The sequence below is a fragment of the Streptomyces qaidamensis genome (genome assembly GCF_001611795.1).
Taxonomy (GTDB): Bacteria; Actinomycetota; Actinomycetes; order Streptomycetales; family Streptomycetaceae; genus Streptomyces; species Streptomyces qaidamensis.
Genome location: NZ_CP015098.1, coordinates 4,434,479 through 4,457,605, shown reverse-complemented (window position 1 = coordinate 4,457,605; position 23,127 = coordinate 4,434,479). Strand labels below are relative to the sequence as shown.

16 protein-coding genes, 1 tRNA gene and 2 pseudogenes are annotated in these 23,127 nt (G+C 72.2%); 9 read left to right on the top strand and 10 right to left on the bottom strand.

The window, feature by feature from the left end; translation table 11 throughout:
- Positions 1-2 precede the first annotated feature (2 nt).
- Positions 3-2,996, bottom strand: coding sequence for a glycine--tRNA ligase (locus A4E84_RS19670; RefSeq protein WP_062927837.1), 2,994 nt, complete (start codon positions 2,994-2,996; stop codon positions 3-5).
- 307 nt (positions 2,997-3,303) lie between these two features.
- On the opposite strand from A4E84_RS19670, the gene A4E84_RS40870 reads away from it, so the two are divergent.
- Positions 3,304-3,624 carry a triphosphoribosyl-dephospho-CoA synthase gene (locus A4E84_RS40870; RefSeq protein ID WP_107308351.1) on the top strand — a complete coding sequence of 107 codons (321 nt, stop codon included), beginning with the start codon at positions 3,304-3,306 and terminating at the stop codon, positions 3,622-3,624.
- On the opposite strand, the gene A4E84_RS19665 is transcribed toward A4E84_RS40870, so the two are convergent.
- Both A4E84_RS19665 and A4E84_RS19660 read right to left on the bottom strand, forming a co-directional pair.
- Complete coding sequence (locus tag A4E84_RS19665) at positions 3,614-5,077, bottom strand: aminopeptidase P family protein (protein WP_062927836.1); 1,464 nt, start codon at positions 5,075-5,077, stop codon at positions 3,614-3,616. The two genes, A4E84_RS40870 and A4E84_RS19665, sit on opposite strands and share 11 nt — an antisense overlap.
- A gap of 76 nt (positions 5,078-5,153) precedes the next feature.
- Entirely contained in the window at positions 5,154-6,668 is a 1,515-nt protein-coding gene (locus A4E84_RS19660) for a PP2C family protein-serine/threonine phosphatase (RefSeq protein WP_079129024.1), read from the bottom strand.
- A gap of 504 nt (positions 6,669-7,172) precedes the next feature.
- Here A4E84_RS19660 and A4E84_RS19655 point away from each other — a divergent pair.
- Together A4E84_RS19655 and A4E84_RS45785 are read left to right on the top strand one after the other, a co-directional pair.
- Positions 7,173-7,835: a bifunctional DNA primase/polymerase gene (locus tag A4E84_RS19655; RefSeq protein ID WP_062927834.1), complete on the top strand. Its 663-nt coding sequence runs from the start codon at positions 7,173-7,175 to the stop codon at positions 7,833-7,835.
- A 55-nt stretch (positions 7,836-7,890) separates the two neighbouring features.
- On the top strand, positions 7,891-8,580 hold the full coding sequence (locus A4E84_RS45785; protein WP_062927833.1) for a hypothetical protein: 690 nt from the start codon (positions 7,891-7,893) through the stop codon (positions 8,578-8,580).
- Between the two features lie 231 nt (positions 8,581-8,811).
- On the opposite strand, the gene A4E84_RS19645 is transcribed toward A4E84_RS45785, so the two are convergent.
- The 3 genes from A4E84_RS19645 to A4E84_RS19635 form a co-directional block, all read right to left on the bottom strand.
- A complete protein-coding gene (locus tag A4E84_RS19645) occupies positions 8,812-9,801 on the bottom strand; it encodes a DUF5926 family protein (protein ID WP_062927832.1) in 990 nt (329 codons plus the stop codon).
- Positions 9,802-9,909: 108 nt separating this feature from the next.
- A complete protein-coding gene (locus tag A4E84_RS19640) occupies positions 9,910-10,548 on the bottom strand; it encodes an ATP-binding protein (protein WP_062927831.1) in 639 nt (212 codons plus the stop codon).
- 219 nt (positions 10,549-10,767) lie between these two features.
- Entirely contained in the window at positions 10,768-11,595 is an 828-nt protein-coding gene (locus A4E84_RS19635; protein WP_062927830.1) for a glycerophosphodiester phosphodiesterase, read from the bottom strand.
- Between the two features lie 288 nt (positions 11,596-11,883).
- Here A4E84_RS19635 and A4E84_RS19630 point away from each other — a divergent pair, with 288 nt between their 5' ends.
- The 3 genes from A4E84_RS19630 (at position 11,884) to A4E84_RS19620 (ending at position 14,186) form a co-directional block, all read left to right on the top strand.
- The gene (locus A4E84_RS19630; RefSeq protein ID WP_062927829.1) at positions 11,884-13,311 is read left to right on the top strand and encodes a S1C family serine protease; all 1,428 of its coding nucleotides are present in this window, start codon (positions 11,884-11,886) and stop codon (positions 13,309-13,311) included.
- A 63-nt stretch (positions 13,312-13,374) separates the two neighbouring features.
- A tRNA-Ser gene (locus A4E84_RS19625) sits at positions 13,375-13,461 on the top strand.
- A gap of 167 nt (positions 13,462-13,628) precedes the next feature.
- Positions 13,629-14,186: a GNAT family N-acetyltransferase gene (locus A4E84_RS19620; RefSeq protein WP_062927828.1), complete on the top strand. Its 558-nt coding sequence runs from the start codon at positions 13,629-13,631 to the stop codon at positions 14,184-14,186.
- 500 nt (positions 14,187-14,686) lie between these two features.
- Here the strand turns inward: A4E84_RS19620 and A4E84_RS19615 are convergent.
- Positions 14,687-15,445: pseudogene (locus A4E84_RS19615) on the bottom strand (GntR family transcriptional regulator).
- A gap of 11 nt (positions 15,446-15,456) precedes the next feature.
- On the opposite strand from A4E84_RS19615, the pseudogene A4E84_RS19610 reads away from it, so the two are divergent.
- Positions 15,457-16,131: pseudogene (locus tag A4E84_RS19610) on the top strand (tyrosine-type recombinase/integrase); the annotation flags it as partial.
- 220 nt (positions 16,132-16,351) lie between these two features.
- Entirely contained in the window at positions 16,352-16,732 is a 381-nt protein-coding gene (locus A4E84_RS19605; protein WP_062927827.1) for a hypothetical protein, read from the top strand.
- 9 nt (positions 16,733-16,741) lie between these two features.
- Here A4E84_RS19605 and A4E84_RS19600 read toward each other — a convergent pair whose 3' ends face one another.
- From A4E84_RS19600 to A4E84_RS19590, 3 genes are all read right to left on the bottom strand, one after another.
- Complete coding sequence (locus tag A4E84_RS19600; RefSeq protein WP_062927826.1) at positions 16,742-17,491, bottom strand: PIG-L deacetylase family protein; 750 nt, start codon at positions 17,489-17,491, stop codon at positions 16,742-16,744.
- 9 nt (positions 17,492-17,500) lie between these two features.
- The gene (locus A4E84_RS19595) at positions 17,501-17,734 is read right to left on the bottom strand and encodes a ferredoxin (RefSeq protein WP_062927825.1); all 234 of its coding nucleotides are present in this window, start codon (positions 17,732-17,734) and stop codon (positions 17,501-17,503) included.
- Positions 17,735-17,822: 88 nt separating this feature from the next.
- A complete protein-coding gene (locus A4E84_RS19590) occupies positions 17,823-18,290 on the bottom strand; it encodes a hypothetical protein (protein WP_237304958.1) in 468 nt (155 codons plus the stop codon).
- Positions 18,291-18,679: 389 nt separating this feature from the next.
- Here A4E84_RS19590 and A4E84_RS19585 point away from each other — a divergent pair, with 389 nt between their 5' ends.
- Entirely contained in the window at positions 18,680-23,023 is a 4,344-nt protein-coding gene (locus A4E84_RS19585) for an nSTAND1 domain-containing NTPase (RefSeq protein ID WP_062927823.1), read from the top strand.
- Positions 23,024-23,127: the final 104 nt, after the last annotated feature.

The following is a 23,127-nucleotide window of genomic DNA, read 5'->3' as shown; positions in this document are numbered from 1 at the left end:
CCTTACAGCGCGCCCCAGTCCAGCGTCGTACGCGCCAGCCCCGCCACCTCCGACAGCAGCGCCAGCCGCGCCGCCCGGACCGCGGGGTCGGGGTCCATCACCAGCACCTCGTCGAAGAAGACGCCGATCGCGTCGACCAGCGGGGCGGAGACCTCGATCAGCGCACCGAGATCGTCCTCCCGCCCCTGAAGCGCCTGCCGTACGGCCTGTGCGCTCTCGGCGAGACGCAGTTCCGCGGGCGCGGTCAGCAGGGACACGTCCGCCGCCTCGACACCGCCCTCGGGCAGGATGCGCACCACCCTCTGGAACGCGGCGGCGAGTGCCTCGAACGCCTCGCTTCCGATGTGCCGTTCCAGGGTGGCCAGCGTGCGATCGCCGTGGGCGGGCCGGTCGGCCCACACCAGTACGGCCTGGACGAGCCGGTGCTCGTGCCCGGCGTCGGTGAGCTGCTGCTCATAGCGCCGGGTGATGAGCTCGGCGGCCTCGGCGACCCGCTCGGCGGGCACCTCGACGCCCTGCGCGGCGTACCGCACGGCCGCCGCGCGCAGCCCCTCACTCACCCGCACCCCGGCCACGGCGGGCAGGCTCCGCAACACGTTGAGCAGCCCGATCGCGGCCCGGCGCACACCGTACGGGTCGGAGCTCCCGGTCGGTGCGGCGCCGATCAGGAACATGCCCGTCACCAGGTCGAACCGGTCGGCGAGGGACAGCACGGCACCCGCGTCCCCGGTCGGCAGGGCGCCGCCGGCGGAGCGTGGCAGCTCCATCTCGGCCAGCGCCCGGGCGACCTCAGCGGACTCGCCGGCCCGGCGGGCGTACTCCTCCGCCATGACCCCGGCCAGCCCGGAGAACTCGATCACCATCTGCGAGGCCAGGTCGAACTTGGCCAGGGCACCGGCCCGCCGCACGACCTCCACCGACTCCTCCGGGAGCCCGGCCCGTCCGGCCAGGTCCTGGGCGAGGGAGGCGAGCCTGACCGCGCGGTCGGCGACCGTGCCGAGGCGGTCCTCGAAGGTCAGCTTGTCCAGCCGCCGCCGGAACTCCTCCGGTGCCACCTTCAGGTCCGCCCGCCAGAAGAACGCGGCGTCCTCGTAACGGGCCCGCAGCACCGCTTCGTTGCCCGCCCGCACCACGTCGTCGTCGCACAGGGCGTTGGCGAAGGTCACGAAGTGCGGCATGAGCCGCTCGCCGTCCAGCACCGGCAGGTAGCGCTGGTGCTTGCGCATCACGGTGGTCAGGACGCTCGCGGGCAGTTCGAGGTAGCGCTCGTCGAACGAGCCCCGCACGGCGTAGGGGAACTCCAGGATGTCGGTGATCTCGTCGATCAGCCCGGCCTGGCCCTCCACGTCGATGCGCCCGCCCACCTCGGCGGCGGCCTCCAGGGCCCCGCGCACGACCGCGCCGCGCCGGGCGTCCCGGTCGAGCAGGATGCCGTGCATGTGCAGGAAGTGCGGATAGCCCTCGGCGGAGGTCACCCGGACCTCCGGGTAGGGGGCCTGCCGCTGCACCCGGGTCGTGTCGCTCGCGGAGAGGGAGGAGACCACCACGGGCAGGGGAGTACGGCCCAGCAGCGCGAGCAGCCAGCGCACGGGACGCGAGAACGACAGCCCGGGATCACTCCAGCGCATGTTGCGCCCGGCCCGCAGCCCGGAGACGACCTCGGCCAGCAGGCCGCTGAGCACCTCGACGGCCGGCCGGCCCTCCTCGTGCCGGGTCAGGGCCACGTACTCGATCCCGTTGACGTCGACGATCCGCACGTCCGTCGGTTCGGCGCCCTGGCTGCGGGCGAAGCCCAGCAACGCGGGGGTGGGGGCGCCGTCCTTGAAGGCGGCGGCGACCTTGGGACCACGCACGGTCCGCATGGTGTCCCGCTCGCGCGGCTGCACCCCGTCGACCGTGATCACGATCCGGCGAGGCGTGGCCATCACGGTGATCGCGCCGTGCCCCAGCCGGGTAGCGGCGAGCTTGGCGGTGACCGACTCGCGCACCGCTTCCGTGGTGGCGGGGACGTCGGCGTAGGGCAGTTCCTCCACGCCGATCTCGAACAGCAGCGTCTCGGTGCCGGGCACCTTGGGGAGCATGGTCCGCTCGGCCGGAGCCGGCGCCGCCGCCCGCCCGAGCGGATGCTCCAGCGCGGCCCGCCGCCGCTCCCACAGCTTGGCCGTCTCGTGCGTCAGGCCGCGCATCAGCGAGAACGCCTTGGCGCGCTCGGTGGTGCTGATCGCGCCGCGCGCGTCGAGCACGTTGAAGGTGTGGCTGCACTTCAGCACGTAGGTGTACGCGGGGACGGGCAGTTCCAGGTCCAGCAGGCGCCGGGCCTCGGCGGCGTACGACTCGAACAGCCGGTGGTTGGTGTCGATGTCGGCGTCGTCGAGGTAGTAGCGGCTCATCTCGTACTCGTTCTGTCCGAACACCTCTCCGTAGGTGATGCCCGGCGCGTACGCGATGTCCTTGAAGTGGGACACGCCCTGAAGGTTCATCAGGATGCGTTCGAGGCCGTACGTGATCTCCACCGACACCGGGTCCAGGGCGACGCCGCCGACCTGCTGGAAGTAGGTGAACTGGGTGATCTCCATGCCGTCCAGCCAGACCTCCCAGCCCAGCCCCCAGGCGCCGAGGGCGGGCGAGGCCCAGTTGTCCTCGACGAACCGCACGTCGTGGGCGTTCAGGTCGACACCCAGGGCGCGGAGGCTGCCCAGGTAGAGCTCCTGCGGGTTGCCCGGGTCGGGCTTGAGGATCACCTGGAACTGGGTGTGGGTCTGGAGCCGGTTGGGGTTCTCGCCGTAGCGCGAGTCGTCCGGCCGCACGCTCGGCTCCACGTATGCGACGCTCCACGGCTCGGGACCGAGCACCCGCAGTGCCGTGGCCGGGTTGGCCGTACCGGCTCCGACCTCGGTGTTCAGCGGCTGCGTGATCATGCAGCCGTTGTCGCTCCAGTACTTCTGCAGGGTGAGGATGGCGTCCTGCATGGTCAGCGCCGTCTGAACGTTCTTCATGGTGATCGCGCCCGTTCCCCGATTCGGCCCGGCAAGGTCGGCCATGATCTCATACGTCAACTACCGCTGACCTGCTGTTTCTTGACCGACCGGTCGGACGTGCCCGCCGGGCTCCTTCACGGGGGACTCACAGCCGGGCCTCATGCCCCTGAGGGGTCGTGCCCCTACGTTCCGGATGCCATGACGGGAACACAGCACGGCAACGACCCCGAGGACGAGGCGCTGCCCCGGGCCGCCGTCGACGCCCTGATCGGCGACCCGGGCGCGATCGGCCAAGCAGCGGGCCGCCCACCCGGACCGCCGCGCCCTGACCGCCCTCACCACGGTCCGCAGCCAGGTCGCCACCGAACCCCAGGCCAGGCTGGACGCCCTGCTCACGGTGATGTCCACGCTCCAGGACACGGAACTGCTGTACACAGCGGGGGCCCGTGGGGCTGCGCCGCGTCCAGGCGGGAGCGCGCGGGGTCCTGGAAGCGGGCGGTACGGCGACGGAGGCCGGCGCGGCGGCACGGAGCGCCCCCTGGACACCGGCCTCACGGAACGCACCTGGACCCCGAGGGGCAGCGGGGCCCTGCTGGCAGGGGCATTGTTCCTGGACGCACGTCCAGGGGCGGAACTCAGCCCTTGAGCGACGCCATCCACGCCTCGACCTCGTCGGACCGCCGAGGCAGCGCGGCGCTCAGGTTCCGGTTGCCGTCCTCGGTGACGAGGATGTCGTCCTCGATCCGCACGCCGATGCCCCGGTACTCCTCCGGCACGGTCAGGTCATCGGCCTGGAAGTACAGTCCGGGCTCCACGGTCAGGCACATCCCCGGCTCCAGGACACCGTCGACGTACGCCTCGACCCGCGCGGCAGCGCAGTCGTGCACGTCCATGCCGAGCATGTGCCCGGTCCCGTGCAGGGTCCAGCGCCGCTGCAGCCCGAGCTCCAGCACCCGCTCCACCGGCCCCTCGACGAGCCCCCACTCGACGAGCTTCTCGGCCAGCACCCGCTGGGCGGCGTCGTGGAAGTCGCGGTACTTCGCGCCCGGCTTCACCGCCGCGATCCCGGCTTCCTGGGCCTCGTACACGGCGTCGTAGATCTTGCGCTGGATCTCGTCGAACCGCCCGTTGACCGGCAGCGTGCGCGTGACGTCGGCCGTGTAGTACGTGTGCGTCTCCACACCGGCGTCGAGCAGCAGCAGCTCACCCGAGCGCACGGCCCCGTCGTTGCGCACCCAGTGCAGCGTGCAGGCGTGTGGCCCGGCGGCGGCGATCGTGCCGTAGCCGACGTCGTTGCCCTCCACGCGCGCGCGGAGGAAGAACGTGCCCTCGATGTACCGCTCGGAGGTCGCCTCGGCCTTGTCGAGGACCTTCACCACATCCTCGAAGCCGCGCACGGTCGAGTCGACCGCCTTCTGCAACTCGCCGATCTCGAACTCGTCCTTGACCAGGCGCGCCTCGGAGAGGAAGACCCGCAGCTCCTCGTCGCGCTCGGCGGTGACCTTGTCGGTCAGGGCTGCCTCGACGCCGGCGTCGTAGCCGCGCACGACCCGCACCGGCCCGGTGGCCTCGCGCAGGGCGTCGGCCAGCTCGCGCACGTCGGAGGCGGGGATGCCGTACAGCGTCCCGGCCTCGGTGAGGGAGTGCCGGCGTCCGACCCACAGCTCGCCCTGGCCGTCCAGCCAGAACTCGCCGTTCTCCCGGTCGGAGCGCGGCAGGAGGTAGATCGTCGCCTCGTGGCCCTCGCCCTTGGGTTCCAGGACCAGGACGCCGTCCTCGGTCTGGTTACCGGTGAGGTACGCGTACTCGACGGAGGCGCGGAAGGCGTACTCGGTGTCGTTCGAGCGGGTCTTCAGGTTGCCCGCGGGGATCACCAGACGCTCGCCCGGGAAGCGGGCGGAGAGCGCGGCCCGGCGGGCGGCGGTCTCGGCGGCCTGGGCGATGGGCTGCAGGTCGCGCAGCTCGGTGTCGGCCCAGCCGCTCTTCATGTTCTCGGCCAGCTCGTCGGACACGCCCGGGTACAGTCCGTTCTTCCGCTGCTTGATCGGCTCTTCGCTCTCGTCCGGGGTCTCCGGGATGAGCTCCTCGGCCACGGTCATCCTCCTCGATACGGCACTGGACCGTCCTCCACTGTACGGCGGCGCGGAAGCGGCCTCAGGGCGATGACGAGGAGCGTTACTCGAAACGGACCGCCAGCAGGACGACGTCCTCCGCACCTTCCGCGGCGTCCAGCCCGTCCGGCAGCACGCTCCGCAGGACGTGGTCGGCGATCGCGCCGGGGTCGCCGCGCAGGGCCCGGGGCACTCCGGCCGCGGCCGCGTGCAGCCGGGCGAAGGCGCGGTCCGTGGCCTCGCCCATGCGGTGCAGCAGACCGTCGGTGTAGAGCAGAACCGTCTCTCCGGGTTCGGCGAGGATCTCTACGCTGGGCGCCTCCCAGCAGGCGAGCATGCCGAGCGGGGCGGAGACGGACGTCTCCACGAACTCGGTACGGCGCTGTCCGATCAGCAGCGGCGGGCTGTGCCCGGCCCCGGCCAGCGTGATCTTGCGCGCGGCCGGTTCGCAGTAGCCGAACAGGGCCGTTGCCGAGCGAGCCGGTTCGGTCAGGCGCAGCAGCAGCTCCAGGTCCGACAGGACGGCGACCGGGTCCTCCCCCTCCATCACGGCGTAGGCGCGCAGCGACGCCCGCAGCCGCCCCATCGCCGCGACGGCGCTCGGGCCCGACCCGGTGACGGAACCGACGGCGAGGCCGAGGGCCGCGTCGGGCAGCGGCAGCGCGTCGTACCAGTCGCCGCCTCCGCGCGGGCCGGTGCGGTGCCGGGCGGCGAGCTGGACGCCGGCGACCCGGGGCAGCCTGGCGGGCAGCAGCTCGTCCGACATCGTCGCCATGGACGTGCGGGTGCGTTCCAGTTCGAGAAGGCGGGCCAGGTGCTCGGCGGCGTACCGCGCGTAGAGGCCGGCGAGATGGCGCTGCCGCTCGCCCGGTTCGGCGGGCTCGTCGTAGAGCCACACGGCGACGCCGAGGCGGCCCGCGGTGTCGGTGGTCAGGGGGAGTGCGTAGCTGGCGGCGTAGCCGAGGCGGGCCGCGACCTCGCGGTGCCGGGGGTCGAGCCCCTCCACGGCGAACAGGTCCGGTTCGGCGATGCCTCCCTCGCCGCCGGTCAGCCCGTCGAGGATCCGGCCGTAGGACAGGGCGCTGCGCGGCACCGTCTCGATGTGGCCGAGGTCGGCGCGGGCGAGGCCGAGGCCGATGGTGGTGTCCGGGCCGAGTCCGTCGCCCGGTTCCAGGACGAGGAGGCCGCGCCGGGCGCCCACCAGAGCGGCGCCGGCCCGCAGCAGCTCTTGGAGCGCCTCGTCGAGCGCGGCCGTGCGGGCCAGGCGCTCGGTGAGTTCGTGCAGGGTGGTGAGGTCGGAGACCCAGCCGGCGAGGCGGTCCTGGAGCACCGCGCCGGGAGGGGTCGGGGGGTTCGCGGGAGCGGCCGGGGACGCACCCGCCGCGACGGGCGCGACAGTGTGTGCGGGTGCCGGAACCGTTGAATCGATTCCAGCCACTTTCGGAGGGTGCGGAGCGTTCATGGCGTCCGGCCTTCCAACCGGTACGTACTGCTCAAAAGCATCGCAAACCCCCATGTCATTCTGCGTCGCTAGCAGTGTCTCCACATGTACACGCACTCGTGAGGAGATGTCCAGCATTGTCCTGCCGGGATTCCTGGTGTCCGTGAGGACCGAGAGAACAACTCCCCTTCCTCTTGCGGAAATGCAAAGTTGGCTTAAAACTGCCTCAGGGGACGGCTTATTGCGGTCGACTGGGCTTGCTCGACGGAGCGTCACAGCGGTCGTGATGGGTACGTACTCGGTGAAGGCCAGGGGTGGTTGGGAATCACCCGGAACCTGGTGACGGAACCGGGCGTCCTATCCACCGACGACCGTGCCCCATCCTCCCGTGGCGGAGGCGGAGAGAAATACGCGCGACGGCAAACGCCATACTTCGCCACCCCTACGCCACGCCCGTGCTTTCGGTAGACGCAGTATGGGCGGGACGGCCGCGGAGGCAGCCCGAAGCTCGACCCACAGGGGTTCCCCTTGCTTTCAGCAGGGGTGTGATGCGCCAACAGGTACGCACAGTGAAGCGATCGACACATGATGTGATGTGGACCACGGTGTTGCCAGGCGTGCAACGGAAAGGAACGAGCGCTCATGCGCGAGATCCTCGGAAGGCGACGCAGGCTCCTGTCCCAGCGCAGCGACAGGCCTGAGCTGATCGGCGCGGCCCTGACCTACGCGACGGAATGGCAGTGGCCCGTACTCCCGGGCGTGGCGGCGGACCCGCAGGGGCACTCCCGCTGCAGCTGCCCCGACCCCGACTGCACGGTGCCCGGCGCCCACCCCTTCGACCCCGGCCTCCTCGCGGCCACCACCGACGAACGCATGGTGCGCTGGTGGTGGGGCAACCGGCCGACGGCGCCGATCGTCCTGGCCACCGGCGGCCACGCGCCCTGCGCGGTATCGCTGCCGGCCCTCCCGGCCGCCCGCGCCCTCAAGGCGCTCGACGAGATGGGCATGCGGCTCGGCCCGGTCGTCGCCTCCCCCGCCCGCTGGGCGATCCTCGTCAAGCCGTACTCCATGGAGCAGCTCGGCGAACTGCTCTACGCCAAGGACTTCGTGCCCGGTTCCCTCCGCTTCCACAGCGAGGGCGGCTACCTGGCCCTGCCACCGTCCGAGACGGGCCAGGGCGAGATCAGCTGGGAGCGCGCGCCGCTGCCCGGCTCCGCCTCGCCGTGGGTGCCCGATGTCGAGGCCGTGGTGGACGCCGTGGTCGAAGCTCTCACTCGTACGGGTGTGAGCGCGCCCGAGTTGTAGGGCTGTCGGGCGCGCCGAGCCCGGCGCCCGCCCCGGCGCGTTAAGTTCCGGAACCATGCGGCGTCATGCCCGGGGCCGCTCCCGGGATCCCCGAAAGACCAGACTGTTCGCCCTCGCGGGTGTCGTGGCGGCGTGCGCGGCCGCACTGCCCTTGGCGGTGGCGTCCGCGGGATCCGTGGGGTCCACGGGGTCCACGGGCACTGTGGGCTCCGCGGGTTCCAAGGCTTCTGTGGGTTCCAAGAGCTCTGTCTGGGCCACGGGTTCCAAGGGCACTGTGGAGTCGGTGGGCGCCGATGGCCGTGCGTCCGAATCCGGTGCCGTGCGTCCCTCCCCGCGCACCGTCGGCAAGGCACCCGGGGCGTCCGTCCCCGGCCGCCCCCTGCTCGGCCAAGGGCTGTCGACCGCCGTGCGCTGCGGCCCCGGACTCTCCTCGCCCGACGGCATCGAGGCCCAGACCTGTGTGGTGACGCAGGGTGCCGAGACCTGGGCGCGGACCTACTACCGCAACGCGACGGGCGAGCCGCTGGACGCCGTACTGAGCCTGATGGGTCCTGAGGACCGGAGCGTGCGGATGACGTGCGCCGTGAGGGCGGAGGACGAGCCGGGGACCTGTGAGACGCCCCGGGAGCCGACGCACGGGAATCCGGCGGCGTACACGGCTGTCGCGGAGTTCGCCGAGCGGGGCGGGCGGGGCCCGCTGCTGCTGCGCTCGGGAAGTAACTCGCCCGGGGGAAAGGGAAGTTGAAGAGCGGCTGCGTTCCGTGAAGGGAAGCGGACACGAAAAGACCCGGTTGCTGGCGACGGGGGATGCACCAGCAACCGGGCTACAGGAACGGTAACAAGAGATCGGCGGTTCGCAAATTCGAACTCGCCTTTCCGGTCACCGACTGGCTTGTCCGCGCCGGGAGTTGTGGTCCTCCCGGACGCGACGACCCGGCCCGCCGGCGGACCGGGCGGCCGGGCGCCGGAGCGGGTGTCAGCTGAGCGTGACCTGCCGGTTGGTGAGACCGCCGCGGGCCCGGCGCTCCTCCGCGGTGAGCGGCGCGTCCGTCGCCAGGGCGGCGGCGAGGCGCTCGGCGAACTCCGCCGCGGGCTTCTCCACATCCTCGGCCGTGACCCCGCTCGGCAGGTCCCAGACCGGCACCGTGAGCCCGTGAGCGCGGAAGGAGCCCACCAGGCGGGTGCCCTCGCCGAGGCTGGAGCGGCCCGCGGCGTGCAGCCGCGCGAGGGCGTCCAGGAGCAGCTCCTCGGCGTGCGGCATGACCCACCGCAGGTGGTTCTTCTCCGGCGTCTCGCACCAGTACGCGGCGTCCACGCCCTGGAGCTTGACGGTCGGGATGGCCGCGGCGTTGGCCCGCTCCAGGGAGGCGGCCACGTCGGGCGTGGCGTTCTCCGGGTCCGGGACCCAGAACTCGAAGCCGCTGTGCACTTCTGGCTCGAACGCGCCCTCGGGGTCGAGCAGATCCTGCAGCCGCGGACTGTCGGCCGGGGCGCGGCGGCCCTGGACGGGCGTGCCGGGCTGGGCTTCCAGGGCGCGCTGGAGCGTGTCGGCGAGGTCGCGGCTGATGTCGCCGGAGGAGGTGTCGTTCTGCAGGCCGATGAGGACCGAGCCGTCGTCGCGGCGCAGGGCGGGCCAGGCCATCGGCAGGACCGTGGCGAGCGTGACCGCGGGGACGCCCTCGGGCAGGCCGTCCTTGAGGGTCAGCTCGACCGTGGCCGCCGGGACCAGTTCGCGCAGGGCCACCCAGTCGCACTCGCCGGGCAGGCCCTCGAAGGGGCGGTGCACCAGCTCGGTCGCGGCGTGGGAGGCGGCCCGGCCGTGACAGGCCTTGTAGCGGCGGCCGCTGCCGCAGGGGCAGGGTTCGCGGGCGCCGACGACCGGAACGTCTCCATCAGCACCTGCGGTGCGGGCCCCGCCCGTGGTCTGCGGGCGCTTGGCCTTCGTCTGGGGTCGCTTCTTGGCCATCGATGGGTCTCCCGGTTACGGCTCGTCTCGTACGGTCGCGAGCCTAGCCGTTCGTGCCCCGCGTCACCGGGCCCTGTGGACAACGCCCTCTCCAGCGCGGCGTACGCGTCAGTCCATGTCGTCGAAGACGTCTGCGAAGTCAAGCCCGGGTATCCGGGAGACCGCGGGGGCGGCGACTCGCGTCGCGAAGTCGTCGCGGCGGTGGCTCGCGTCCGGGTCGTGGACGTCATCGTGGACGATGACCCACACGGTGACCTCGCCGCGGATGTCGTCGCGTACGCCCCAGTCGTCGGCGAGCGCGGTGATGATGTTCAGTCCGCGGCCGCCGTGCGCCGTGACCGACGGGGTCGCGGGGGCGGGGCGGGTCGGGCCGCCGCCGTCCGTGACCTCGACGATGAGCCGGCCGGCCGGGTCCACGCGCCAGGCGGCACGGACGTCACCGTCACCGGACAGCGCGTCGCCCAGGGGTCTGCCGTGCTTGCACGCGTTGCTCAAGAGTTCGGAAAGGATCAGTACGGCGTCGTCGATGACCGACTCCGCGACTCCACCTCCGCGCAACTGCGTACGCATCCGGTGTCGCGCTTCCCCCACGCCCGCAGGGCCATGGGGTACGGCCATGCTCGACGACGTGGGCACCTCCTGTGCCACCACCAACGCCACCCCCGAGACCTCCTTCGCCCCACGCCACGGTGTGGATGCCCCATTGGCCTGTACCGGAAACCGGCCAATCCACGTCCCATGACGCATTCACCACGGCCGACTACGGATCGAACGCGCCGGAGCACTCCCTGTCATCGGCTGGCCGGAAACCGTCGGTGTGGCCGAGATCGGAGGATCCCGTCCGCTGGGGCATGAGGTCAAGAGGTGTGCGTGGGTCTGGTGTGACTTGAGAGGTTGGCGACACCGAAGAGACGCCGACACCGAAGAGACGCCGACGCCGATGCCGGGGCCGGTCGACGCCGGGCGTCAGCGGCCGAGCTGGTCCAGCACCGCGCGCGGGCGGTTGGTGATGATGGCGTCGACGCCCAGCCCGACGCAGTGATCCACGTCCGAGGGCTCGTTCACGGTCCACACGTGCACCCGGTGCCCGGACTGCTTCAGGCGCTCGACGTACGTGGGGTGATTGCGCACGATCCGGATGGAGGGGCCCGCGATCCGCACGCCCGGGGGCAGCCGCCCGTCGCGCAGCCGGGGTGAGAGGAACTGCGTCAGGTAGACCGTCGGAAGCGTCGGCGAGGCGGCATGCACGCGGTGCAGCGAACGGGCCGAGAAGCTCATGACCCGCACCTGGGACTCCTCCGCGGAGGCCGGGGCGTCGAGGCCGAACCGCTTCAGCAGGACCAGTAGCCGGTCCTCGACCTGGCCCGCCCAGCGCGTGGGGTGCTTGGTCTCGATGGCCAGTTCCACGCGGCGCCCCGCGTCGGCGACGAGTTCCAGCAGCCGCTCCAGGGTGAGGACCGAGGTCGCCTCGCGGTCCTCCGGGCGGTGCTCCCAGTCGGGTTCCTCGTCGCGTCCCTTCCAGGCCTCGCCTGTCTTCCACGAGCCGAAGTCCAGGGCGGCGAGGTCGGCGAGCTCCAGCGCGGAGACCGCTCCGCGGCCGTTGGACGTACGGTTGATCCGGCGGTCGTGTACGCACACCAGGTGGCCGTCGGCGGTGAGGCGCACATCGCATTCGAGGGCGTCCGCGCCGTCCTCGATCGCCTTGGTGTACGCGGCCAGGGTGTGCTCCGGGGCGTCCTCGGAGGCTCCGCGGTGGGCGACGACTTGAATCACGTGCTGTCGTGCGTGGGTCACCGCGTCATGGTGCCACCGAGTGCGGGTACGCGTCCGGTCGGACGGACTCGACGTATGCGCAGGTCCGGACGGAGGCATTGGGATTGCATCCTTTTCGCCAGTAATGACCTATATAAAGGATGGCCCCGGACGCACAGCCGCCGCTTATGGTGCTCTGACGGCCGGTGGGAAAAGCTGACGGCATACAAAGGGACAAGCACAGCTCCATCGCGCCGGACCCGTCGGCCGGCGTGAAAAAGCGTGACCGAGTGCGACCCGGACAACAGCCGTGGATCTAGGAGAGAAGCTGTGAGCACCGAGAACGAGGGCACCGCGGTACCCCCCGCCCCGTCCGCACCCCCCGTGCCGGTGGACGCTCCCGCTGCTCCGGCGTCCCAGGCACCGGCCCCCCAGGGGCCGTACGGGCAGGACGCCCAGGGGCAGGCCCCCCAGGGGCAGGGCGCCTCCGGCGACGCCGGCCACCCCGGCGCCTCCTCTTCCGCCCCCGACCCGTCCTGGCCCCCGCCCCCGCCGCCGACCGCCCCCTACGGCGACGGCGGTTCCGGGTCCGGTCCGGGCGGCTGGGGTTCGTCGTACCAGCAGCCGGCGCCGAAGTCCGGCCGCGGACGCGGCGGCCTGGTCGCAGCGGTCCTGGTGGCCGCGCTGGTCGCGGGCGGCATGGGCGGCGGGCTCGGCTACGTGCTGGCGAAGGACAACGACGAGAGCACCGGCTCCACGACGGTCTCGGCCTCCGCGAACGGCGGCGACGTCAAGCGCGACCCGGGCACGACCGCGGCCATCGCCGCCAAGGCGCTGCCGAGCACGGTCACGATCGAGGCCGAGAGCACCAGCGGCGAGGGCGGCACCGGCACGGGCTTCGTCTTCGACAAGCAGGGCCACATCGTCACCAACAACCACGTGGTGGCGGACGCGGTGGACGGCGGCAAGCTCACGGCGACCTTCCCGACCGGCAAGAAGTACGACGCCGAGGTGGTCGGTCACGCGCAGGGCTACGACGTGGCGGTCATCAAGCTCAAGGACGCCCCCTCCGACCTGAAGCCGCTCACCCTCGGCGACTCGGACAAGGTGGCCGTCGGCGACTCGACCATCGCGATCGGCGCCCCCTTCGGCCTGTCCGACACGGTGACGACGGGCATCATCAGCGCCAAGAACCGCCCGGTGGCCTCCAGCGACGGCAGCGGCAGCCAGGCGTCGTACATGAGCGCCCTGCAGACCGACGCCTCGATCAACCCGGGCAACTCCGGCGGTCCGCTGCTGGACGCGCGGGGCAACGTCATCGGCATCAACTCCGCGATCCAGTCGACCGGCAACGGCGGCTTCGGCACCGGCCAGTCGGGCTCGATCGGCCTGGGCTTCGCCATCCCGATCAACCAGGCCAAGTACGTCGCCCAGGAGCTGATCAAGAACGGCAAGCCGGTCTACGCGAAGATCGGCGCGTCCGTCTCCCTGGACGACAGCTCCGACGGCGCGCAGATCACCAGCCAGGGCGCGGGCGGTGCGGCACCGGTCGAGCCGGGCGGCCCGGCCGCCAAGGCGGGCCTCAAGCCGGGCGACGTCATCATCAAGCTCGACGACCGGGTCATCGACTCCGGCCCCACCCTGATCGGCGAGATCTGGACCCACCAGCCCGGTGACAAGGTCACGATCACCTACGAGCGCGGCGGCAAGCAGCGTACGGCCGAGGTCACCCTGGGATCTCGCGTCGGCGACAACTGACCCCCACCCGCCCGCACCGACCCGTTACCCTTGTCCCCGCGCCGCCGATCACGGCCGGCGCGGGGAGGCGTGCCCGAGCGGCCGAAGGGAACGGTCTTGAAAACCGTCGTGGCAGCGATGTCACCGTGGGTTCAAATCCCACCGCCTCCGCGCTGAGAGCAATGAGAACGGCCCCTGACCTGGGTGTTTGTCGGGGGTCGTTCTCATGTCCGGCTACTGTGACTGCCCGCCGTTCCCCGTGAGTTCCCGCTCTATCGGGCACGGATGGGGCATGTTTTCAACCCACGCGTATATCGATCTTCGGGCATACTCCAACGGTGGATCTGACCGCGGACCTGGACCTTGACGGCCGACGGCTGCGTACGCTGACGCCGGAAGATGCCCCCCTCTTGGTCGAAGCGACGGCCGCTGAGACCAGCCGCGCCCTGTGGGGTCCGTATCCGGCGGGACCGTACTCGCCGGCTCAGGCACAAGGCGCTTTGCGTGATTGGGATCTTGTTGGCAAGCGGCAGGTGTCTTACGGCGTCGTCGATGACGGGCGTCTCCTGGCGGCGCTCGGGCTCATGATGGATGAGGAGCAGGGTGTCGAGTTGGCATACTGGGTCCGGCCCGAGCATCGTCGGCGTGGGATCGCGTTGAGCGCTGTGCGGCTTCTGACGGAGTGGGCACACCGGGACGTCGGCGTGCCGCGGCTGTGGCTGGAGATCGATCCGGACAACATCGGCTCGCAGAGGCTCGCGTCGAAGGCTGGCTACCGCCTGGAGAAGCGGCTGCCCCGTCACTGCCGTTCGTGGGTGCACGACGACCCGGAGGACGACATGTGGCACGACTGCCTTATCTGGGGTCATGTCGGGCCCGCCGCCACCAGCAGCTGATCGCGATACCTGTGGTGCCAGAAGTAGCCTCGCGGGCGATTCACCCACCGCAACCCGCCACCCACCCCAGCTCCCATCCCGTCTGCCGTCGACCCACACACCGTGGAGCGGGCGTGGTTCCTGGCGTCCAGGTAGAGCGCGCCACTGTACGAACGACCTGGACGCCAGGGGCCGCGTCTGCTCGGCTCTGCCTGGGTCGATGGCAGGCGGGATGGGAGCTCCCCGCGCACGCCACTACTCGGCCGGCACTCGCAGACGGCGCCCCCGCCATCTCGGAGCCTGAGCGCCCCCGCCGGAGGCATGCTTTGAGCGTTGCCGCGCTCCGCGGTTCTCGACTCATGACCCGGCCTGTTTCACATGTGGGCGCGCGTCGGCGCAGCCCGGGCGGAGCGGGCCGAAGGCAGGAGCGGCGCCCGGAGCGGAGCCGGGAAGCGCGCCCGGCGGAGCGGAGCGCAGCCGGGGCTTGATGAGGTAGAGAAACCTGTAACAGCCGCGCGGCGTCACGCGTCGAAGTCGTACTCCAGGATGTACGAGGCGGCGTCAAGCGTCATCTCGTTGTTTTCGACGGGGCGGCCTTCGTCCGCGAATGCGGTGCGGCAGATGAGGATCACGGGCGTGCCTGCGGAGATGCTCAACTGCGCCGCCTCGTCCCTCGTGGGCATGCGTGAGCGGATTTCTTCGCGGAAGTGCACTGGCTTGTAGCCGAGTTCGGCAAGGCGTGCATAGGTTCCGCCTGGCCCGGTGTCCTCCTGCGTGATAGCTGAACCAGCCACCACTGATGTGGGGAGATAACTCGTAGCGAGCAGAACGGCCTTCCCGTCCAGGACGAACCGCCGACTCCGCACGCACACGGTCTCCCCCTCAGCCAGGTCCAGGACCTGACTGACGCCTTCCGGGGCGGCCTCCTCGGACACCGTCACCTGGTCGACCACGAGCGTGCGGTTCTCGATGTCGGCGGACCAGATGGATCGACCGCTGCCTCATTGCTCCTGGGCAAGCCGCTGGATGCCTCGCCGCCGCAGAGGGCGGAAGGAGCGCACGAACACGCCAGCACCCTTGCGGGACTCGGCGACGCCTTCGTCCTTGAGCACGCTCAAGGCCTGGCGGGCAGTCATGCGTGCTACGCCGTGCGCGGCCATCAGCTCGTTCTCCCCCGGAAGCCGATCACCGGGGCCGTACTCGCCGGACCGGATCGCCTCACGTAGGGAGTCCGCGATTCGCTGGTACTTCGGCCGACGGTCGTCGTCGGTGTTGGTCATTCCGGAGCCTCCTTATGCCGCAGACGGAGCCGCACATCCTCACCCCGCTCGAAGCCTCCCGGATCGTGCGGCGTGCCGCCCAGCCGCATGACCTGCTGATCGCGCTTCTCGCGTACGCGGGCCTGCGGGTCGGTGAGGCGTTCGCCCTCCGGCGCGTGGACATCGACGTGTCCGGCGGCTTCGTCCTGGTCGACGAGAACCTGGCTGAAGCCAACGGTGCCTTGGTCTTCGACACCCCGAAGTCGCATCAGAAGCGGCTCCTTCGCGTTGGCCCGTCGCTCGCGAAGAAGCTTGGCCGGCATCTTGAGTCCCTGCCCGGAGGGGATGACGCGCTCCTGTTCACGACGCCCGCGGGGAAGCCGCCCCGCTATAACCAGTGGCGCAAGGCCTACTTCGGCCCCGCCGTGTCGGCGGCCGGGTTGACCGACGTGACCCCGCATGACCTTCGGGCCTCGCATGGGACTTGGGTCGCCGACCGGTACGGCGTGATGACCGCCGCTCACCGGCTCGGCCACTCGAACGCGAGCGTCACGACCCGCCACTACGCCCGGCCGGTCGCCGGTCGCGATGACCAGGTGGCCGAAGCTGCGGACTCCTGGCTCAGAGGGCACGACCACGAGCATGGGGCACGTAGCGGGCACGACGACGATGACGACGGATCGGCCGGAGTGCCCATACCCGTCTGACCTGCGGCGGAGTAGCATCCTGGCCGTGAGGCCGAGAGATCTTGAAAACCGTCGTGGCAGCGATGTCACCATGGGTTCGAATCCCACCGCCTCCGCGCAGGTCATAGCTGTGCAGGCCGGAAGGGGTGTCCCTCGTCGAGGGGCGCCCCTTCCGCATGGGGCAACGGCAAGCGGCTCCGTGCCGTCTTCAGCCTTGAGACCCCCACGACGCAGGAGTGTCATGACGAACACCAAGGCGCGAACGGCCGCCCTCATCACCCCCGTCGGGCGGGAAGCCCAGGACGAGGCGAGGGCGCTGGCCGCGGGCGGTCGTACGGGCAAGGCCGTGCGGCGGTTGCGCAGGGGCTCCTGGCTCAAGCGGGGCCCGGCCCGGGAGGCCGTGGAACTGCTGGCCGCCGGGCACGCGTTGCCCACGGACAACGCCGAGGGGCTGGCCGCCCTGCGCCGGCTCGACGCCGAACTGGTCGCGGAGCTGACCGCTCTGCTCGACGACGACCAGCAGATCGCCGCGGTCAAGTTGCTGCGCGAGCGGACCGGTGTCGACCTGGCCGGCGGCTATCACCTCGTCCTGGAGCTGGGCGGCCGGCCGGCCGCGGACTGAGGGCGGCGCTCAGCCTGGCACGGGCGCCGTCGGCGTCAGGTCGTGGCAGGTGTACCACTCCGTGCCGAGCAGCCGTTCCCGCTCCGGCGTGGAGAGCGCGGCGATCAGGCCCGGCGCGGCTCCCCGTGCCACCTCCGTGCGGTGGGCCAGGACCGCGGCGATCTTCCGGTCCAGCCAGGGGGTGACGTCGACGGTGGCGGAGACGCGTTCGCCGGGGACCGTGCGCATCGCCTTGCCCGTGGGGGCCCAGTGCCCGCCCCACGCCCGGAGGGCCGAGTGCGGGTGGGTGGCCAGGTACAGGGCGCTCGGCTGCCAGGGCTCTCCGGTGTCCGGGAAGAGGCGTTCCAGACCGGCGGCGTGGACCGCGAGCGTGGTCACCCGGTGGGTGTGCACGTGGTCCTCGTGGCCGGTCAGGCCGCCGTAGGCGTCGTGGGTGACGACGATCTCCGGACGGACGTCGCGGAGGTGCGCGACCAGGTCCCCCACCGCCTCGTCCAGCGGGGCGTCGCACCAGCGCGGTCTGCCCGGGGCCGAGCGCGGGACGCGGGAGTCGGCGTAGCCCAGCATGCGGGGCGGGCCGGCGCCCAGGATGCGGAGCGCCTCGGCCAGTTCGGCGGCGCGCGGGGTGTCCGCCGACCAGGTCGGCGTGACGACGGCCGTGCGCGCGCCCGCGGAGGCGTGGCGGGCGAGGATGCCCCCCGCCGACAGGGACTCGTCATCGGGGTGGGCGAAGACCGCGAGGAGGCTCGGCGCCGGCATCGGCCCTCCCTACGGCAGGTCCGGCCGGCCCGGCGTCGCGTGCGGTGACCGCGGTACCCCGGTGATGCTGATCGCCTGGCTCGGACACTTCTCCACCGCCTCCAGGATCTCCGGGTCCTCGCCCGTCTGCTCGCGGCCCGGGCGGACGACCCCGAAGCCGTCGACGAAGTCGAAGACGGCCGGAGCCCGGTGGGCGCACTCGGCGGAGCCGTAACAGAGATCGCGGTCGACAGAGACCTTCATACCGCTTTGTCCCCCTTCTGACGGCATCGGGAGCCGGTGGCCGTCGGGAGTCTGCCTGCCCAGCAGGCCGTCGGCCGAACCGGCCCGGCTACCGCGTGCCCCCTGCGGCCGTCAGCCAGTGGGCGACCCGGCGTACGGCGTCCTCGTCGAGCCGTTCGGCCAGGGCCTGGACGGTCGTGTCGTCCTCGGCGGAGAGGTCGTAGAGGCCCGCGTTGGTCAGGCCGGCCATGAGGACCTGGTGGCGGCGGCCGGTCATCCGTTCCGCCAGGGTGGCCGGTTCGCCGGGGGAGGGCTCAGGATCCGGCCGGTACACGGCGGTCTGCCGCGGCGGGGCGTCATACCGGTGCCACGCGCCGTCCTTCGGCCCCCACAGGGCCACCGTCATCTCGTCGCCCCGGGCCCGTACGGCCCGGGTCATCTCGCCGAGGGCGTACAGCACGGGCGAGCGGTGGGGCGACTGTGCTGCCGTACGCCAGGAGCCCGCGGCCGGCCGGTAGAACATCGCGACCCAGCGCGGAGCACCCTGCGGCTGTGGGCTCTCGGGACGTGACTCCACTGCGCTCACCCCTGTACGTCGCTCCGAAGCGGTACGGCAGGGCGACCATAACTGACGGATCGTCAGTTATCCAGGGTCCGGGAGCGCGGTCGGCCAGGGGCGAACCGGGCGGTCCGCCGGGGTTGCGGAGGGGCTCGCCGGGGAGGATCACCACGTCGTCCGGCACCGGTCCCTCCCCTCGTGGGGACCGGTACCGAACGGTGGGGCTGTCGTCGTCCGGCTCGGACGGCAGCTGACCGGATGAGCCCGCTGGTGCGTCCGGATCCTGCCATTTTCGGCCACCGAGGAGGAGGTTCCGGCGTCCAGCGGAAGGCATTACCGCAGGTCAGCCATATAAAGTGAGCTTTCCGGTCCGGACGTCCAGGCGTGGGAAATAAGGAGCTGAGACCTTGAGTTCCGACTCGGGGGCACGCACCGCCTTCGCGGAACGCCTCGCACTGCTGTACAAGGAAGCCGGCAACCCTCCTCTCAAACGGGTGTCCGAAGCGGTCGTCCGGCTCCAGCGGGTCGACGAACGCGGGCGGCCCGTGCGGGTGTCCGCCCAGCGCATCAGCGACTGGCGTCGGGCCCGGAACGTACCGGCCCAGTTCCCCGCTCTCGCGGCCGTGCTCCAGGTGCTGATCCCCGAGGCGCGGCGCTCGCGGCCCACGCCGGTCTCCCCCGGCCTGTACGACCTCGGCCAGTGGCAGCGGCTCTGGGAACGCGCGGTGGCCGACCCGGTCGGCGAGCGCCCCGCCGCGTCCGCGGGCGAGGAACGGCCCGCTGACGGGGCTGCGTCCGCGCCCGGCGGAGTGTGCCCGTACCGCGGGCTGGCCTCCTACCGCCGGGAGGACGCCCGGTGGTTCTTCGGCCGGGAGCGGAGCACGGACGCGCTCGTCACCCAGCTCGGGGCCGCCGCGGACACGGGCGGCCTGGTCATGCTCGTGGGTGCGTCGGGGGCGGGGAAGTCCTCGCTGCTGAACGCCGGTCTGGTGCCTGCCCTGCGGGGCGGTGCGCCGGGCGGGGACGACGGCGGCAGCGGCCGGGCCGGTGCGCCGGGCGGGGACAACGGCGGCAGCGGCCGGGCGCGGCACGTCGTGCAGCTCGTACCGGGGGGTGATCCGCTCGCGGAGCTGAGCCGCTGCATCCCCGAGCTGGCGTCCGTAGTGCCGATCACGACCCCGACCACGACCCCGTCCGGGGAAGCCTCGCCCCGGCGGCTGGAGCCGGCCGGATCCGACGCGTCTCCGCAGGGAGCCCCGGGGTCCTCTCCCGGAGGAGTCGCCGGTTCCCGTCCCGAAGATGGCCCCGCCCCATCCCCCGCAGAGAAATCCGTCCCTCAGAACCCCGCCCCCCAGAACCCCCCCCCTCAGAACCTCGCCCCTCAGAACCCCCCTCAGAAGTCCGCTCCTCCGAACCCCGCCGCCCGAGCGGCCCCGAAACCCGACCACCGACCGGCCCAGGAGCCAGCTGCCCGAGCGGCCCCGAAACCCGACCACCGACCGGCCCCGGGCCCCGACACCGCTCGCGCCGCCGTCGCCGCCTGGGCCCGGCGCGTGGCTCCCTCCGGGGCCCGCCCGGTCGTGATCGTGGACCAGTTCGAGGAAACGTTCACGCTCTGCCCCGACGAGGCGGACCGGCGCGCCTTCATCGAGGTTCTGCACGCAGCCTGCTCGCCCGCCGGCCCCGGGGAACCGGCCCCGGCGGTCGTGGTGCTGGGCATCCGCGCCGACTTCTACTACCGCTGCCTGAGGTACCCCGAGCTGGCCGACGCGCTTCAGCACCGGCACATGGTGCTCGGGCCGCTGACCACCGCGGAGCTGCGCGAGGCGGTGACCGGCCCGGCCAAGGCCGTCGGCCTGGAGCTGGAACCGGGCCTCGCGGAGCTGATCGTCCGGGAGGTCAGTGCCGACGGCCTGCGCCCGGCGCACGATGCCGGTGTGCTGCCGCTCCTCTCGCACGCCCTGCTCGCCACCTGGCAGCGCCGGAAGGGCGTCCGGCTCACGCTGGCGGGCTACCGCGCGGCCGGCGGCATCCAGGGCGCGGTCGCGGCGACCGCCGAACGGGCCTGGGCCGGCCTCGACCCGGCCGCGCGCACGGCGGCCCGGCTGCTCCTGCTCCGCCTGGTCCGCCTCGGCGAGGACACCCAGGCCACGCGCCGCCGCGGAACCCGGCGGCAGCTGGCGCAGGAGTCGGCCGACCCGGGCAAGACCGAGGAGTCCCTCGAAGCGCTGGTCCGCGCCCGGCTGGTGACGCTCGACGCGGAGACCGTGGAGATCACCCACGAGGCGCTGCTGCACGCCTGGCCGCGGCTGCGCGACTGGATCGACGAGGACCGGCAGGGCAATCTGCTGCGCCAGCGCCTGGAGGAGGACGGCCGGGCCTGGGAGGAGTCGAACCGCGACACCTCACTGCTCTACCGGGGCTCCCGGCTGGAGCAGGCCCACGGCTGGGCGAGGTCCGCCGGGGACACGTTCCTGACCCGCAGCGCGGTGGAATTCCTGGCCGCGTCCGTCCGGCTGCGCAGGCGGATCACCTGGATCAGCCGGGGTGCGGTGGCGGCGCTGGTAGTGCTGGCGGTGCTGGCCGGCGGGTCGGCCGTCGTGGCCTGGAAGCAGCGGGACGCAGCCGTCTTCGAGCAGGTGCTCGCCCAGTCCGACCGCGTCCAGCACGCCGATCCGTCGCTGTCCGCGCAGCTCGACCTCGTGGCGCACGGGCTGCGACCCGACGACAAGGGTGCGAACAGCCGTCTGATCTCCATCGTGAACGCCCCGCTCTCCACCCCCCTCACCGGCCACACGGGGGCCGTCTACCTCACGACGTTCAGCCCGGACGGACGGGTCCTGGCCACCGCCAGCTACGACCGGACCGTACGGCTGTGGAACGTCGCCGACCCCAAGCGGCCGAAGGCCCTGGGCGGGCCCCTCACCGGTCACACGAGCTGGGTCAGCAGTGCGGTCTTCAGCCCGGACGGCCGGACGCTGGCCAGCGCGTCCGACGACGGCACGATCCGGCTGTGGGACGTGACCGACCCCGAGCACCCGAAGCCGCTCGGCGAGCCCCTGACCGGCCACGACGGCACGATCTACCTGATCTCCTTCAGCCCGGACGGGCGCACGCTGGCCTCCGCGGGCGACGATCGCACCGTCCGGCTGTGGAACGTGGCCGACACGAGCCGGCCGCGGGCCCGGGGCGCGCCCCTGACCGGGCACACGGCAGCCGTGCGGTCGGTGGCGTTCGGCCCGGACGGCCGGACGCTGGCCGCGGGGGGCGACGACGGCACGATCCGGCTGTGGGACGTGTCCGGCCCGGGGCGCCCGGAGCCGGCCGGGGCGCCGCTGACCGGCCACACCGCCACCGTGCACTCCGTGGCCTTCAGCCCCGACGGGCGCACGCTCGCCGGCGGCAGCGCGGACGGCACCGTACAGCTGTGGAACATGGCCGGTCCGGGCCGTCCGGCCGAGGTCGGCGCGCCGCTCACCGGCCACACCGGGCCGGTCTGGTCCGTGGCCTTCAGCCCGGACGGGAACATGCTCGCCGCGGCCAGCGCGGACAGCACCGCGAGCCTGTGGAAGGTCAGCGATCCGGAGCACGCGTCGCAGGTCGGAGGGCCCCTCGCGGGCAGCAGCGGCGAGATGTACGCGCTCGGCTTCAGCCCCGACGGGCGCACACTCGCCACCGGGGCGGGCGACAACAAGGTCCGCCTGTGGTCCCTGCCCACGTCGGACATGACCGGCCGGACCGGAGTGTTCCGACCGGACGGGCGGCTGCTCGCGACGGCGGCCCGGGACGGGCGGATCCGGCTGTGGGACGTGCGGACGCCCGGCAGGCCGATCCGGACAGGAGAACCGTTTCGCCCGGGCAAGGGCGACGTGCGCTCCCTGGAGTTCTCCCCGGACGGCCGCACCCTCGCGGTGGCGACGGGCGACCGGGTGGTGGAGCTGTGGAACCTCGGCGACCCCGAACGCCCGGTCCGCCACGGCTCTCCCGCCCCCCTGCGTATCCGGTACGCCGACCCGCTGGCCTTCAGCCCCGACGGGCAGATCCTGGCCACCGCCTACGACGACCGCACCATCCAGCTGTGGAACATCGGCGACCCGGCCCGGCCGCGCCCGCTCGGCGCGCCTCTCACCGGCCACAAGGGCTACATCAACCACCTCGCTTTCAGCCCGGACGGCCGAACGCTCGCCAGCGGCAGTGCGGACGGCACGATCCGGCTGTGGAACGCGACCGACCCCGGCCGGGTGAGGCTGATCGGGGCGCCTCTGCGCGGTCACCTCGGAGCGGTCAACGCGCTCGCCCACAGCCGCGACGGCCGGATCCTGGCCAGCGCCGGTGACGACAACTCGGTCCGCCTCTGGGACGTCACGGACCCGGCCGGGGCCTCCGAGCAGACGCGCCTCACGGGCCACACGGAGGCGGTCGTGTCGCTGACGTTCAGCCGGGACGGCCGCACCCTGGCCAGCGGCGGCAACGACAGCACCGTCCGGCTGTGGAACGTCTCCGACCCCGCGCACGCCACCGCGATCGGCCCGTCGATGAGCCCCCACGCCAAGACCGGCACCTTCCTGGCGTTCAGCCCGAACAGCGACATGCTCGGGGTGTCGAGCGGCGCGGACACCATCCGGCTCTGGGACCTCGACGTCGACACGGCCGTCCGCCGCATCTGCTCGATGACCCGGGGCGTGCTGACGCCGGACACCTGGCGGGAGTACCTGCCCCGGCTCTCCTACGATCCGCCGTGCGACGACTGACGAGGCCGTCGCGCCCAACGGGCCCGGGAATCACGGCAGTTCAGTGATACCAGTCACAACCGGAGGTTTCCTGACGGTCAGTCGGCTCGCGGTGGACAAGCGCT